This window comes from Corynebacterium sp. CCUG 69979 (assembly GCF_024454095.1).
Taxonomy (GTDB): domain Bacteria; phylum Actinomycetota; class Actinomycetes; order Mycobacteriales; family Mycobacteriaceae; genus Corynebacterium; species Corynebacterium genitalium.
This window is the reverse complement of record NZ_JAGPZA010000001.1, coordinates 243054-257378: the sequence shown is the minus strand read 5'-3', so window position 1 is coordinate 257378 and position 14325 is coordinate 243054. Positions and strand designations below refer to the sequence as shown.

At 62.9% G+C, this 14325-nt stretch carries 13 protein-coding genes; 10 read left to right on the top strand and 3 right to left on the bottom strand.

Annotated features, from left to right (window positions below; all coding sequences use genetic code 11):
- Positions 1-5 precede the first annotated feature (5 nt).
- A complete protein-coding gene (locus tag KBX18_RS01260; protein ID WP_005286304.1) occupies positions 6-680 on the bottom strand; it encodes a TetR/AcrR family transcriptional regulator in 675 nt (224 codons plus the stop codon).
- Positions 681-793: 113 nt separating this feature from the next.
- On the opposite strand from KBX18_RS01260, the gene KBX18_RS01255 reads away from it, so the two are divergent.
- The 10 genes from KBX18_RS01255 (at position 794) to KBX18_RS01210 (ending at position 12453) form a co-directional block, all read left to right on the top strand.
- The gene (locus KBX18_RS01255; RefSeq protein WP_255994502.1) at positions 794-2290 is read left to right on the top strand and encodes an NAD(P)/FAD-dependent oxidoreductase; all 1497 of its coding nucleotides are present in this window, start codon (positions 794-796) and stop codon (positions 2288-2290) included.
- Between the two features lie 11 nt (positions 2291-2301).
- Positions 2302-3234, top strand: a complete 933-nt coding sequence (locus KBX18_RS01250; protein WP_255994501.1) for a universal stress protein — start codon at positions 2302-2304, stop codon at positions 3232-3234.
- On the top strand, positions 3231-4784 hold the full coding sequence (locus KBX18_RS01245) for an APC family permease (RefSeq protein WP_005286311.1): 1554 nt from the start codon (positions 3231-3233) through the stop codon (positions 4782-4784). Before KBX18_RS01250 ends, KBX18_RS01245 begins: the two co-directional genes overlap by 4 nt.
- 110 nt (positions 4785-4894) lie before the next feature.
- Positions 4895-6280, top strand: coding sequence for an NAD-dependent succinate-semialdehyde dehydrogenase (locus KBX18_RS01240; RefSeq protein WP_005286313.1), 1386 nt, complete (start codon positions 4895-4897; stop codon positions 6278-6280).
- Between the two features lie 156 nt (positions 6281-6436).
- A complete protein-coding gene (locus KBX18_RS01235) occupies positions 6437-6916 on the top strand; it encodes a GNAT family N-acetyltransferase (RefSeq protein ID WP_005286315.1) in 480 nt (159 codons plus the stop codon).
- Between the two features lie 298 nt (positions 6917-7214).
- Entirely contained in the window at positions 7215-8462 is a 1248-nt protein-coding gene (locus tag KBX18_RS01230) for an ABC transporter substrate-binding protein (protein WP_005286321.1), read from the top strand.
- Between the two features lie 342 nt (positions 8463-8804).
- Positions 8805-9812, top strand: coding sequence for a carbohydrate ABC transporter permease (locus tag KBX18_RS01225; RefSeq protein ID WP_005286324.1), 1008 nt, complete (start codon positions 8805-8807; stop codon positions 9810-9812).
- Complete coding sequence (locus KBX18_RS01220) at positions 9809-10630, top strand: carbohydrate ABC transporter permease (protein WP_005286327.1); 822 nt, start codon at positions 9809-9811, stop codon at positions 10628-10630. Before KBX18_RS01225 ends, KBX18_RS01220 begins: the two co-directional genes overlap by 4 nt.
- A 46-nt stretch (positions 10631-10676) precedes the next feature.
- Positions 10677-11153 (top strand): GNAT family N-acetyltransferase, encoded by a 477-nt coding sequence (locus tag KBX18_RS01215; protein ID WP_005286330.1) that lies wholly within the window; start codon positions 10677-10679, stop codon positions 11151-11153.
- A gap of 190 nt (positions 11154-11343) precedes the next feature.
- Entirely contained in the window at positions 11344-12453 is a 1110-nt protein-coding gene (locus tag KBX18_RS01210; RefSeq protein ID WP_255994500.1) for an HNH endonuclease signature motif containing protein, read from the top strand.
- 144 nt (positions 12454-12597) lie between these two features.
- On the opposite strand, the gene KBX18_RS01205 is transcribed toward KBX18_RS01210, so the two are convergent.
- Together KBX18_RS01205 and KBX18_RS01200 are read right to left on the bottom strand one after the other, a co-directional pair.
- On the bottom strand, positions 12598-13239 hold the full coding sequence (locus tag KBX18_RS01205; RefSeq protein WP_255994499.1) for an ABC transporter ATP-binding protein: 642 nt from the start codon (positions 13237-13239) through the stop codon (positions 12598-12600).
- Positions 13239-14219 carry an ABC transporter permease gene (locus tag KBX18_RS01200; protein WP_255994498.1) on the bottom strand — a complete coding sequence of 327 codons (981 nt, stop codon included), beginning with the start codon at positions 14217-14219 and terminating at the stop codon, positions 13239-13241. The genes KBX18_RS01205 and KBX18_RS01200 overlap by 1 nt, the downstream gene beginning before the upstream one ends.
- Between the last annotated feature and the right edge of the window lie 106 nt (positions 14220-14325).

Below are 14325 nucleotides of genomic sequence, written 5' to 3'. Positions count from 1 at the left end.
TACAGCTAGTTGGACGGATCCGTAATTCCGTCCAACAGATCTTTCAGGCCAGCTTCAAAAGGCTGGTCGGCATAAGGGTTAGCGTCATGCTGACCCTTTTTTGCTGCCCGGGCACGCATGGCATCCGCCACTCGGCGCAACTCCGCGTGTTCCGGGGAAATCGCGGCGGGATCGAAGAGGTCCGCCGGCGCAGTAGCATCCCATGCGGAGCCGTAGATGAAGGATTCGAGCGCGATGATGCGCTCCATCACCTTCTCGTGCGGGCAGCCGGCGGCAGAGACTGCGCGAGCGACGATCTCGTACATTTCCTGGGTACGTGGCGAATCGCCGATGGGCTGCCGTGCGATGACCGGGATCAACGGGGTATGCCCGGCGAACACATCGCGGTAAGAGTGTGCCCACGCCTCGAGCGCCTCCCGGTAGCCTTCGCCTGCGGCGATGGCGTGCTGCAGCGATGTGACGTCGACAAGCTGCATGACCGCATCCTGGAGCAAATAAAGCAGCTCTCCCTTGCCCGAGATGTGGTTGTACAAAGCGCTGGGCGCCACCCCGATTTCGCGAGCTACTGCGGCCATTGTCAACGTCTCGTAGCCCCGTTCGGAGGCAATACTTAGTGCGGCGAAACCAATTTTTTCGCGACTGACCAGGGGTTCAGCCGGGCGACCACGTTCATTTCCCATGTGACTCTTCCTTCTACCCGAACTCGAATGTATCCTGAATCACACCATTAATGAATGGCGTTCATTACCCGCGACGGTCGGATCCATCCGGCCTCAAGAACAGGAGCAGAAGCATGAATCCTAGCGCACAACGCACAGAAATCGAGCGCGACGTTGTCGTCGTCGGCGCTGGCCCTGCGGGCCTGATGGCGGCACGCACCCTGTCCAAGGCCGGCAAGTCCGTTGCCGTCCTCGAGGCGCGCGAGCGAGTCGGTGGCCGCACATGGAACGGCCGCGTGCGCGACGACAACGGCGTCGACCACTTCGTCGAGCTCGGCGGTCAGTGGATCTCCCCCGACCAGACCCGCCTCATCGAGCTTGTCGACGAGCTGGGCCTGTCCACCTTCCAGCGTTACCGCGAAGGCAAGTCCATCTACCTCTCCCCCAACGGTGAGCGCCACGAGTACGAGGGCCCGGTCTTTCCGGCTGCCGACAGCACTCAGGCCGAGATGGACAAACTGATCAAGATTCTCGACGATTTGGCAGCCGAGATCGGAGCCAAGGAGCCGTGGGCGCACCCGAAGGCCGCGGAGCTCGACTCCATCTCCTTCCGTCACTGGCTCGAGCAGCAGTCCGACGACGAAGAGGCGATCGACAACATCTCCATCTACGTCGCGTCCGGCATGCTGACCAAGCCGTCCTTCACGTTCTCCGCCCTGCAGGCCGTGCTGATGGCCGCCTCCGCTGGCTCCTTCTCCAATCTCGTGGATGAGGACTTCATCCTCGACCGCCGTGTCGAAGGCGGCATGATGTCTGTCTCCGAGACCCTGGCCGCAGAGCTCGGCGACGATGTCTTCTTGGGCACCCCGGTCCGCGAGATCCAGTGGGCTCAGCCTGACCCGTCCACCGAAGACAGCCTGAACAACGTCAAGCCGGACGTGCGCAACGGCATCCCGAACAACGGCGAGCCGGGTGAGGTCACCGTCGTCTCCGACCAGGTGACCGTCCGCGCCAAGAACGTCGTCATCGCTGTTCCGCCGAACCTGTACAACCGCATTTCCTACGTCCCGCCGATGCCGCGCGACCTGCATATCGCCCACCAGCACATCTCCATGGGCCTGGTCATCAAGGTGCACGCCATTTACGAAACGCCGTTCTGGCGCGACAAGGGCCTGTCCGGCACCGGCTTCGGTGGCGGTCGTCTGGTCCAGGAGGTCTACGACAACACCAACCGCGGCCAGAACATCGCTGGTGGCACCGCTGGCGAAGAGGACGCCTACGGCACGCTCGTGGGCTTCGTCTCCGATGTCTACGCCGAGGAGATGTGGCACTTGCCGGAGGAAGAGCGCAAGCAGCGCATTTTGTCCGCCATGGCCGAGTACCTGGGGCCGGAGACCATGGAGCCGATCGCGTTCTACCTCTCCGACATGGCTGCTGAGGAGTGGACTCGTGGCGCCTACGCCACCAGCTACGACCTGGGCGGCCTGTCCCGCTGGGGCCACCTGCAGAACCAGCCGGTCGGACCGATCCACTTCGCCTGCTCCGATATCGCCGACGAGGGCTACCAGCACGTCGACGGCGCTATCCGCCAGGGCGAGCGCGCTGCGAACGCCATCCTCGATAACGGATAGGAATAGGTGATATGACACAACCGTCACCACAACCCACTGACCAGGGACCGGCGAAGATCCTGGTCGGATACCTCGCCACTCCGTCCGGCAGCGATGCCTTGAACCTCGGCATCGGCCTGGCGCGGAGTTGGAATGCCGACCTCGAAATCGCGATGGTCGTCCCCCACTCCGAGGCACATTCCGGCACGTACCCGCACACACGGGCGCATGAGACGGTGATCAGCCGCAAGCTGAGCACATGGCTGGAAGACGCGCTCGCGAAAGTTCCCGACGAGATCAACGCCACCGGCCGGGTCGTGTCGGGAAGCGACGCTGCGCGCTCACTCCACCGCACTGCGAAGGAGCTGGACTGCGACCTGATCATTCTGGGGACCCGCGGTGGCGGACTACTCCGTCGGTTCAGCATCGGGTCGTCGGCGAACACGCTGCTGCATTCGTCGTCGATCCCCGTCGCACTGGCACCGCCACGCTACGAGGCTCCCGAGCGCATCAGCCGCATCTCCTGCATGTTCGGCACGCTCTCCGGGTCGCACGAGCTAATCGACACCGCGATCCAGACAGCGAAGAAGTCCGGCAGCGAGCTCCGCCTCATCTCCTTCCTCACCCAGGAAGACGCAGGCGCGCTCAACCAGGAAGTCAGCCACAAGGTGCTGGAAAACGTCGAGGCGAACGCGAACCGCTACCTCGCGGAACAAGCAAAGCAGCTTGTCGACGCCGGGTCTGCCTCCACCGAGATCGTCACCGGAAAGACGGTCGCTGAGGCAGCCACCGAACTGGAGTGGAACGACGACGAAATCCTGCTCGCCGGGTCGTCGCGCCTGGCCACTGCAGGCCGAGTGTTCATGGGCCCGCGCGCTGCGAAGGTGCTTCGAACCTTGCCGATCCCGCTCGTGATCACTCCCGCACTGGAAAAGAAGGACGAGTCCGAGGAGGCGGGTGAATGAGCAAGCGTAAGAAGGTAGAGAACCTGGCACACCAGCCGTCGCAAAGCGAAAAGGGCCTCATCGCAGGACGTGTCGGCCTCATCGGTGCCGTCGTGATCGGCGTGAGCTGCATCGCCCCCTCGTACACGCTGACATCCGGTCTCGGCCCGACGATCTCTGAAGTCGGCGACCACGTCCCCGCTATCCTGCTGCTGGGTTTCTTCCCCATGCTGCTCGTCGCGTTTGCCTACCGCGAGCTGAATAACCGAGTGCCCGACTCGGGAACCTCGTTCACGTGGGCAACGAAAGCATTCGGCCCCTGGGTCGGCTGGATGGGCGGATGGGGCCTGATCACCGCGACGATCCTGGTGCTGTCGAATCTCGCAGCTGTGGCCGTGGACTTCTTCTATATCCTGCTCGCCCAGCTGACCGGCAATGAGGCGATCGCGGATCTCACCCGCAACCTATGGGTGAATATTCCGACGACGATCGCACTACTCGCAGTCGCCGCATACATCTCGTACCGCGGGCTCGAGTCCACGGAGAAACTCCAGTACTTCCTGGTCGCCTTGCAGCTGTTCACTCTCGTGCTCTTCGGCGGAATGGCGCTCTGGAACGCGTACCACGGCAAAGGCTTCGATTTTCACCCGGTTGAGGCGGATTGGTTCAATCCGCTGACCATCGGTGACTTCTCGACAGTGGCAGCTGGCATTTCCCTGTCGATCTTCATGTTCTGGGGCTGGGACGTCACCCTGACCATGAACGAGGAGACGAAGGATCCGGAGAAGACCCCGGGCCGCGCGGCCACGCTCACCGTGCTCGTGGTCATCACCGTCTATGTCCTCACCGCTGTCGCGGTCGTGGCCTGGGCAGGCACCGGCGACACCGGCTTAGGCGCCGGCAACCCGGAGAACCAAGAATCGATCTTCGCCGCGCTGGCGAGCCCGGTCATGGGACCGTGGGCGATTCTGATGTCGATTTCGGTGCTGGCGAGTTCATTCGCCTCCCTGCAGTCGACGATGGTCGGGCCTGCCCGCACCTTGCTGGCGATGGGCTTCTACAAGGCGCTGCCGCCGATCTTCGCGCAGATTAGCCCGAAGTTCCACACCCCGGCAGTGGCCACTGCTGCCTCCGCTATCGCGGCAGGCGGGTTCTACACCGTGACCCGAATCGCGTCGGAAAATGCGCTGTGGGACACGATCACCGCCTTGGGCCTGATGATCTGCTTCTACTACGGCATCACCGCGTTTGCCTGTGTGTGGTTCTTCCGCAAGGAGATCACGGATTCGGTGCGCGGCTTCATCTTCCGCTTCTTGCTGCCATTGATCGGCGGCACGATGCTTCTGGCGATGTTCTTCGTCACCGCATTCGACTCGATCGATCCGTCCTACGGCTCCGGCTCCTCGATCTTTGGCGTGGGAACCGTGTTCGTGCTCGGCATGGGCATCCTCCTGCTTGGCGCCGTGCTCATGCTGTTCACACGCCTACGGCACCCGGCATTCTTCCGCAACGAGACCCTGCCACGGACCACGGCTGAAGACGATGAGCAAGGCGAGATGTTGACCATCTAGGCAGCGCACAAGGCACATCTGATTCACAGGGCGCCTCCCTACACTGGGCCGCACAAAAGAACACAGACAACGAGCACAGATAACGAAAGCTCTACGAATTAAGGAGAAACATGGCTGAGAAAGATATGTCCTACCGGGTAGAAAACCCGGCCACCGGCGAGGTCATCACGACCTTCCCCACCGCTACCGACGATGAGATCCAGGAGGTGCTCGCCGCCTCGGAAAAGGGCTTTAAAGAATGGTCCGCCCTCGACATTGCTGAGCGTAAGAAGTACGTGCTGCGCATCGCCGAGCTTTTCGACGAGCGCCAGGACGAGCTCGTCGAGATCATCGGCCGCGAAATGGGCAAGTCTCGCCCCCACGCCATCGACGAGGTGGAGCTGTCCGCCAACATCTTCCGCTACTACGCGAATAACGGCGAAGAGTTCGCCGCCGACCGGAAGATCGAGAGCTTCAACGGCGGCACCGCTGTGATCCGTCACCTCCCGCTCGGTGCCCTGGTGGGCATCATGCCGTGGAACTTCCCCTACTACCAGGTCGCACGTTTCGCGGCGCCGAACCTGATGAACGGAAACTCCATCATTCTCAAGCACGCTGAGATCTGTCCGGAGTCCTCCGCCGCGATCCAGAAGATCATCGAGGATGCTGGTGTCCCCGCGGGCGTGTACCAGAACGTGTACGCCTCCCACGATCAGATCACCACGATGATCGAGGATCCTCGCGTTCAGGGCGTCTCTTTGACCGGTTCCGAGCGCGCCGGTGCCGCTGTCGGCGCGACGGCAGGCAAGAACCTGAAGAAGGCAGTCTTGGAGCTCGGCGGGAACGACCCCTACGTGCTGCTGGACACCGACGACGTGAAGGCCGCCGCTGAGCTGGCGTGGGAGACCCGCATCTACAACATGGGCCAAGTCTGCAACGGCAATAAGCGCATGATCGTCATGGATGACATCTACGACGAGTTCGTCGACGAGCTGGTCAAGCTGGCCGAGCAAGCGAAGCCCGGCACGCCTGAGGAAGCTGGCGAGAACGGCATCTACTCCCCGCTGTCCTCCCGCGACGCCGCCGAGCGTCTCGACGAGCAGGTCACCCGCGCCGTCAAGGAAGGCGCAATGCTTCGCGCCGGTGGCGGCCTCGGTGACAACGCCTACTTTGCCCCGGCCGTGATCACCGACTTGGGCAAGGACAACTCGGTGTACAGCGAAGAGCTCTTCGGCCCGATCGCCCTCGTCTTCAAGGTTTCCTCCGACGAGGAAGCTCTCGAGCTGGCCAACGACACCCAGTACGGCCTCGGCGGCGCCGTCTTCTCCCAGGACACGGAGCGCGCACGCGCAATCGCCCGCCAGATCAACTCCGGCATGGCTAACGTGAACACCCCCGCAGGAGAGGGCGAAGAGATTCCATTCGGTGGCGTGAAGCGCTCTGGCTTCGGTCGCGAGCTCGGACCGCTGGGCATGGACGAATTCGTCAACAAGCAGCTGTACTTCGAAGAGGACTAAGCAGCCCGCCCCCCCCATCACAACTGCCACTGCCCCTCTGTCTCTGCCGCTGCCGCGGAAACCAGAGACGAAGGGGCAGTTTTCTATGTCATTAAGGATAATTAGATTCTCATAAGTGGCGTCTATTAATCGTGCGTTTCGTTATAATTGGTGTTTATGGAATTCAGACTCAAGCCCGCCACCGAATCGGACCGCACCTACATCCGTCGTCTGTACTACTTGGCAGATGTTTTCGGAGACGAGTCCAAGCGACTCAGCAGCGGCCAGGAGAAGGTCAAGGCATTTGTCGACGATTGGTCGCCCGAGAATGACGGTGGCTGGATCGCCCACGACCAGGACCAAACCCCGGCCGGTGGCATCTGGCTGCGCTACTGGGAAAATGGCGACAAGACCAGCGAGGCCAACCTGGGCCCGGACGTGCCGGAGCTGATCCTCGCTGTGGAGGAGCGCTCCCACGGCTACGGCCTCAGTGCCGTGCTGCTGCACTCCGTGTGCGAGCTTGCCATCGACCAGGGCGCGAAGCGCATTGCGCTCGAGGTCATGCCAGAAAACAAGCGTGCGCGCTACGTGTACGACAAGTTCGGCTTCATCCCCACCAAGGAGAACCCGAACGTGATGTACCGCGACTTGGTCTAAGTTCTCACCATCACCGATATTCCGCCGTGCGCCCGCTTTCGGGCCGCGGCGGTTTTCGTATTGCACGCGTTGCACGCGGCTGGCTCTCCCCCTAACCGCGGGGTGCGCGACGGGAAGAAATACACGTTTTTCGTGTGACGGCTGCGACCAAACGGGCCTTATCCGGAATGAAACCCCCGGGTCGGGGGTGACGGGTGTGGTATTTCTGCAGGGTTGTTCACTGAAAATTCACTGAATCCCGGTTTCAAGGCACGCGTTATTTAACATTGGGGAAACCTCCTATCTGAAAGGTCTACGCATGAAACTTCACGCAACCCGTCGTCGGACTGGCGCAGCGCTGTGCGCAATCGCACTGTCCGCTACTACTCTCGCAGCATGCTCCAGCGATTCCTCCGGCTCCAACGGCGGCTCGGAAGGCGCCGGCGAGCGAGGCCCCATCACCTTCGCCATGGGCCGCAATGACACGGACAAGCTGACCCCGATCATCGATGCGTGGAATGCGGAGCACCCGGACGAACAGGTGACTCTGAAGGAGCTCGCCGGTGAGGCCGACGATCAGCGCGACACCCTCGTGCAGTCGCTTCAGGCAGGCAACTCCGACTACGACGTCATGGCCCTCGACGTTGTGTGGACCGCAGACTTCGCAGCGAACCAATGGCTCGTGCCTTTGGAAGGCGACTTCGCAGTGGACACCTCCAAGCTGCTGCAGCCCACGGTGGAGTCCGCCACCTACAACGGCACCCTCTACGCACTGCCGCAGAACACCAATGGCCAGCTGCTGTTCCGCAACGTGGACAAGATCGACTCGAAGCCGGACACATTCGCCGACATCACCTCCGCCTGCGAGGCAGTTGAAGGTGACTGCCTGACCACCCAGCTCAAGCAATACGAAGGCCTCACCGTGAACACGGTCGGCTTCATGAACGGCTGGGGCGGTGAGGTGCTCGACAGCAACGGCGAACCCACAGTTGAATCGGACGAAGCAAAGGCAGGCTTGGAAGCGCTGGTGAATGCCTACAAGGACGGCACAATCTCCAAGAACTCCACCTCCGCCACGGAAGAAGAGACCAACATCGCCTTCACCGAAGGCACGACTGCTCTGGCCATCAACTGGCCGTACATGTACGCCAACGCCAAAGAAAACGGCATCAACTTCGAGGTCCAGCCGCTCGTCGGCGCAGACGGAGTGGGCACGTCCACCCTGGGCGGCTACAACAACGGAATCAACGTCAACTCGCAGCACAAGGCCACCGCGCACGACTTCATCCAGTTCATCATCAACGAGGAAAACCAGCGCTCCTTCGCAGAAGCATCCTTCCCGCCGGTGCTGGCATCCGTCTACGACGACCCAGACCTTATTGAGCAGCAACCCTACCTGCCTGCCCTGAAAGAATCCCTGGAGAACGCCAAGCCGCGACCGGTGTCCCCGTTCTACCCAGCCATCTCGAAGGCGATCCAGGACAACGCCTACGCCGCCCTGAACGGCAACAAGAACGTAGACGAAGCCACCAAGGACATGGCCGCAGCTATCAAGCAAGCACAGTAAGAGTGTCCATGGGGCGTGCGGCTGTTCGCAGCGCGCACTGTCAACGTGACAGACAGCGCGGGCCTGCGTTGAGCCACGTTGACTTCGAATCAGCCCCCATAGACTAACGCCTGCAACGGATTGCCCCCCGTTGCGGGCGTTCGCCCGTTCTTCCTTCTCACCAGCCAACGCATGAAGGGTCATTCCCCGATGAGCACCCCTATCAACGCTGAAGCCGCGTCGTCGACGACTACGCGGACGCCCGACCGAACCAGTTCCACCGCCGCGCCTGATCCGCGTCAGCGCCGCGGCCGCAGCAACTCCCCCGACGCACGGCGAGCATACCTGCTCATAGCGCCGGCAATGCTGTTTCTCGCCGTTGTCATCGGCTATCCGATTGTGCGGGCGATCTGGTTATCCTTCCAATCCAACCGGCACCTCGATCCAGCAACAGGAGTCTTCGTCGAAGGCGGATTCGCCGGGTTGGACAACTACCTCTACTGGATCAACAACCAATGCATGACTCCCTCCGGCACCGTCGGTGACTGCCCGCCGGGCGTGCTGTCCACCGACTTTTGGCCTGCCGTGGGTGTCACGTTGTTCTTCACCGTGGTCACCGTTTCGCTCGAAGTCGTGCTGGGCATGATCATGGCGCTGATCATGAACCACCCCTCCCGGATCCGCTCCCTGATTCGCGCGGCAGTGCTCATTCCGTGGGCCATTCCTACCGCAGTGACCGCACAGCTATGGAAGTTCATGTTCGCTCCCAACGGTCTGGTGAACTCGCTGCTTGGACAATCCATCGCGTGGACAACGGACCCCTGGGCGGCACGTGTCGCTGTGATCATCGCCGACGTGTGGAAAACAACCCCCTTCGTCGCCCTGTTGATCCTAGCGGGGCTGCAAATGGTGCCCAAGGATGTATACGAAGCAGCACACGTAGACGGAGCCTCTGCGTGGCAAGCATTCACCCGCATCACTCTCCCCTTAGTGCGCCCGACACTCATGGTGGCTGTGCTCTTCCGCACGCTCGATGCCCTGCGCATGTACGACCTGCCAGTGATCATGATCTCTGACTCGTCCAACTCCCCCACCGCCACGATCTCCCAGCTCGTGGTCGAGGACATGCGGCAGAGCAACTTCAACTCGGCCGCCGCGTTGTCCACGTTGATCTTCCTGCTCATCTTCGCAGTGGCGTTCATCATGATCCGCTTCCTCGGTGCAGATGTAGGTGGGGATGCTGACGGGGGCAGCAAGACCGACAAGCAACGCGCACGCCGTCAGCGCCGCTCCCGCGCAGCCAGCAAGAAAGACTCGGCCGGAGCACCTGCCGACGCACACAACGCAGTGGAACGGGAGCAAGCACGATGAAGAAAATCGGACACTACATTGGCGTGGCCTTCATTCTGCTGTGGGGCCTAGCGCCGTTCTACTGGATGCTGGTCACCGCACTGCGGGACAAGCAATTCACCTTTGACACCACCCCATGGCCCACGCACGTCACGTTGGACAACTTCCGGGATGCGCTGGTCACGGACAAAGGCAACGATTTTCTTGGCGCAATCGGCAACTCGCTGATCATTTCACTCACGACGACAGCACTTGCTGTCGCTGTGGGTGTCTTCACCGGCTACGCCCTAGCCCGGCTGAACTTTCCCGGCAAAGGCATTGTCACCGGTATCATTCTGGCCGCGTCGATGTTCCCTGGAATCGCGCTTGTCACCCCGCTTTTCCAGCTCTTCAGTGACATTGGCTGGATTGGCACGTACCGCGCAATGATCATCCCGAACATTTCTTTCGCGTTGCCGTTGACGGTGTACACGCTCATCGCGTTCTTCCGGCAGTTGCCGTGGGAGCTGGAAGAAGCCGCCCGCGTCGATGGGGCAACGCGCGCCCAGGCGTTCCGCCTCGTGCTCTTGCCCTTGGCGGCGCCCGGGATTTTCACCACCGCGATCATCGCGTTCATTGCGACGTGGAACGAGTTCATGCTGTCACGCCAGCTGTCCACCGAGGCCACCGAACCGGTGACTGTGGCCATCGCCCGTTTCGCTGGCCCGAGCGCATTCGAGTACCCGTATGCCTCGATCATGGCGGCGGGTTCGCTGGTCACCGTGCCGCTGATCATCATGGTGCTGATTTTCCAGCGGCGCATCATCTCCGGGCTGACCGCCGGCGGTGTCAAGGGGTAGACATGAGAGAAGAAATCCACGGCCAACAACGTCAGCGGAGGTAACCATGAAATTCACGCTTGTTCCCGCCACCGAGTCCGACCGCACGTACTTGCGCCGGCTCGACTACCTTGCCGACGTCTTCGGCGACGAGTCGCACCGCCGCCACGGAAGCGTCCAAAGCGCCGAAGAGTACGTGGGCAAGTGGTCCCCCGAGCACGACGGCGGCTTCATCGCCTACGACGACGAACTCGTCCCCGCCGGCGGCGTGTGGCTGCGCTATTGGAAGCCCGGCGAGGACTACTCCGAAGCCAACCTGGGCCCCGACATTCCTGAGCTAGCCATCGCCGTGGAGAACCGCTCCCACGGCCACCGGCTGGGCCGCATCTTGCTGCAGGCCGCGTGCGACCTCGCCGCCGAGCACCACGCCCGCACCATTGCGCTGCACGTCGAGCCCGGCAACGACCGCGCCCGCCAGGTCTACGAAGATTTTGGTTTCGTGCAGTCGGACCACCACCCGGAAGTGATGGTCAAGCAGCTCTAGAGGCGCTCTAAACCCCCAAACCCTTATTAGACCTCCGCGGGGCAGTTTCGGTTCCCTGCGGGCCAAAAAAGTTCGCGGGATGTGGATAACTTTCCGCAGGTCCTGGGACTTTTGTTTGCCGCGTTGTGCGCTTTCCACAGCTTGGCGCTAGGCCTTTCCTTCCCGGTGGAGCTGGGTTAGCGTCCGAGGCATGAGCCAATCCAGCCCGCTTCTTGAGCTCCTCACCGGCATCGGCCTCGAGGACCTCTCCAGCTTCAACCGCGCCGCGTTCCTCGCCGCCGGCCTGTCGCCTGCCAGGGTGACGGAGCTGCACCTCGTCCACGCCGCGTACTATGGCACCACCGCCACCCCCGAGACGGTCACGGCTGCGGTCGAATCGGGTGTGTGCATCGACATGCTCGCCCAGATCGAGCGCTGCATCCGCCACATCGCCTCCGACAGCGCCCGCGCGCGTTATCGCCTGGCGCTTATCGACGCCGCCGCCACCACAGCCACCACCTGCGCCTCCCTCGCGCGTTACGCCAAGACCATCGTCCCCGCCAAGGAGGCAAAGCCGGTCAAGGGGGCGCACTTCGGCCTGTCGCGCAATGGCCTGCGCACGTCGATCATCACTGCTGACGAGCACGTCATGGCCGACCTGGAGGCGTCGCTACGCGGCAGCATCAACCGTGACAAGCCTGCCGCGCCGCAGATGGCCGCCGCCTTCGAAGACCTGATGCGCTCCGGGGCTGGGGTGCCTGCCGCTGCTCCCCGGCCGCTCGTCCTCGTCCCGGCGCCGGAGCTCGCGCGCGTTATCGCCGGCGACGGTGATGATGTTGTCCTGGGCTTGAGCGACGGCACCACGATGAGCGGTGCAGACTTTGTGAACCGGTTCCTCGCGGGCCCTGCCTACGGTATCGAGGCCGCACTGTTCCACCCCACCGAGGGGCCGCTGAACCACTACCGGGACAAACGCTTCGCCAGCGAAAAGCAGCGCACCCTGGCCAAGGCCACCCAACCGATCTGCGCAAGCCCCGACTGCCGCCGGCCCGCCGACCACTGCGAAATCCACCACGCGCAAGCCTGGAAGAACGGCGGCCTGACCAATATGGACAATCTGACGGTCCTGTGCGAGTACCACAACCGCGTTAACGACGACGATGACCACATTCGCAAACGCGGCCGCATCGAAATTCGAGGCGGCCGCCACGTCTGGGTCTCCCCCACCGGTTACCCGCGGACCAACACTCGCCACCCGTTCGGTGCGATGCACACGCTCTTCGGGCACTGGAGGAAGCGGCCCGCGACCGCTACACGTTAACCCAGCAAAGAAACGCGGCCGCCGCCCGCGACAGTTGACGCTTGCCGTAGCACGCGAACGCTCTGCTGCCGAAAACACCGAAACCCGTCCCGCGCATGCGGCGGACGGGCTAGCTGGCGTGCCTGACAACAGAGTTAAGCGAAGTTAGGCGAAGGCTGGGGTGTGCTCGTCCATCTCGAAGACCTCATCGGTGGTGGAGATGAGCGAGCGGTCATGGGTGACAAACCCGCAGGCGACGCCATGCTCGTCGACAAGCCGGCGCAGCAGGGAGACGATCTCATGGGAGCGGTCGGAATCGAGGGCGGCAGTCGGCTCGTCGGCCAGGATGAGCTCCGGGGAGCCCATCAAGGCCCGCGCGATGCCGACGCGCTGGCGCTGGCCACCCGAGAGGGCCTGCATGTCGCGGTCGCCGAGGCCGTCGAGACCGACGGTGGCCAGCAGCTCATCCGCGCGGTCCTTACGGGGTTTGATGCCGCGGATGTGGTCGGTGACCAGCAGCTGGTCGCGGACGTTGAGGGCGCTAATCAGGTTGGCCTGCTGGAAGATCATGCCCATGCGGTCGCGTCGCACAGCGTCGTTGACCTCACGGCCGTTCAAGGTGGCGGTGCCGGAGTCCGGGGTGATCAACCCGGCTGCGACGGACAGCAGCGTGGACTTGCCGGAGCCGGATTCGCCGACGATGAAGGTGAGCTGGCCCGGTTGCGCGGTGAAGTTGATGTTGTCCAGGACGGTGCGGCGCTCTTCGCCGTCCTGGAAGGACACGGTGACGTTGGTGAGTTCGAGCATTATGCGACACCTCCGAGTGCGCTTTGGGGGTTGACTTTGGTAATCGAGCGGGTGGCCAGCAGGGCGCCGGCCATGCCTAGGAGCCACACGGCGACCGGGGGCACACCGATCACGGACGCCGACAGGGTGAACGGCGCGGTGCCGGCCATGGCCAGGCCGATGCTGAAGGCCGCCAGCCCGCCGATGAGCACGCCGACGAGCAGCAGCACAGCCGACTGGCCGAGCGCGTCTTTGAGCAAGTACGTGTTGGAGGCGCCGATGGCCTTCAAGATGGCCAGGTCGCGGGTGCGCTGCATCGTCCACACGGTGAGGAAGGCGATGATGACCAGCGCGGCGATGGCGTAGAGGAAGCCCTGGATCATCTTCAGCGAGCCCTGCTCGGAGGAGTACGCCGCCAAGCCTTGGAAGGATTCTTTGAGGGACACGCCGTCGGCGCGGTCGGGGTCGTTGGACAGCAGCACGGTGCCGTCGGCGTCGGTATGGAAGGCCTCCTGCCACGTTTCGGTGGGCACCCACAGCACCGGGGTGTGGGAGAAGTGGAGGTCCTCGGTCACGGCGTCGACGGTGGTGGTGGCGGACCCGAGGCGCAGGGCGTCGTCACGCGAAAGGCCCAGCGACTCGGACGCAACCACTCCGTCGCCCAAGACCTCTCCCCCGGGCAACGTGGTGCCGCGCGGCAGGGAGAGCACGGCGACGGATTCTTCGTCGCCGCCGTCGACCTGCATAAGGGTCTGACCCGTGCCGAGCGGTTCCGTGCCCGCCTCCGCCTCAACGCGCGAGGTGGTGAACGACGGCTCGGACGGATCCTCGAAAACGACGGACTGCGGTGCAAGCGGCTCGAGCGCGGACGTGTTCTGCTTGCCCAGGCCCGACGTCAGCCCGGTGAGCACAGCGACGAGCAGGGTGATCAACGCGACGGCGCCCACGATGAGCCCGAAGCGCCCCTTTGCTTTCCTGATTTCTCTGATTCCCACGAACATGCCTCAATTGTGGCGCTGACCTGCACGACTAGACATCGGGCGGGTGGTTGAAAACGCGGTCAACCGATCGGTTGATCAAGCATGCGCCAGCAAGCGGATAGGGTGG

Coding starts and splice junctions, on each gene's coding strand:
- KBX18_RS01210 (WP_255994500.1), top strand. CDS start 11,344: ATGAGCCAATCCAGCCCGCTTCTTGAGCTCCTCACCGGCATCGGCCTC.
- KBX18_RS01240 (WP_005286313.1), top strand. CDS start 4,895: ATGGCTGAGAAAGATATGTCCTACCGGGTAGAAAACCCGGCCACCGGC.
- KBX18_RS01245 (WP_005286311.1), top strand. CDS start 3,231: ATGAGCAAGCGTAAGAAGGTAGAGAACCTGGCACACCAGCCGTCGCAA.
- KBX18_RS01220 (WP_005286327.1), top strand. CDS start 9,809: ATGAAGAAAATCGGACACTACATTGGCGTGGCCTTCATTCTGCTGTGG.
- KBX18_RS01200 (WP_255994498.1), bottom strand. CDS start 14,219: ATGTTCGTGGGAATCAGAGAAATCAGGAAAGCAAAGGGGCGCTTCGGG.
- KBX18_RS01215 (WP_005286330.1), top strand. CDS start 10,677: ATGAAATTCACGCTTGTTCCCGCCACCGAGTCCGACCGCACGTACTTG.
- KBX18_RS01235 (WP_005286315.1), top strand. CDS start 6,437: ATGGAATTCAGACTCAAGCCCGCCACCGAATCGGACCGCACCTACATC.
- KBX18_RS01255 (WP_255994502.1), top strand. CDS start 794: ATGAATCCTAGCGCACAACGCACAGAAATCGAGCGCGACGTTGTCGTC.
- KBX18_RS01205 (WP_255994499.1), bottom strand. CDS start 13,239: ATGCTCGAACTCACCAACGTCACCGTGTCCTTCCAGGACGGCGAAGAG.
- KBX18_RS01225 (WP_005286324.1), top strand. CDS start 8,805: ATGCTGTTTCTCGCCGTTGTCATCGGCTATCCGATTGTGCGGGCGATC.
- KBX18_RS01260 (WP_005286304.1), bottom strand. CDS start 680: ATGGGAAATGAACGTGGTCGCCCGGCTGAACCCCTGGTCAGTCGCGAA.
- KBX18_RS01230 (WP_005286321.1), top strand. CDS start 7,215: ATGAAACTTCACGCAACCCGTCGTCGGACTGGCGCAGCGCTGTGCGCA.
- KBX18_RS01250 (WP_255994501.1), top strand. CDS start 2,302: ATGACACAACCGTCACCACAACCCACTGACCAGGGACCGGCGAAGATC.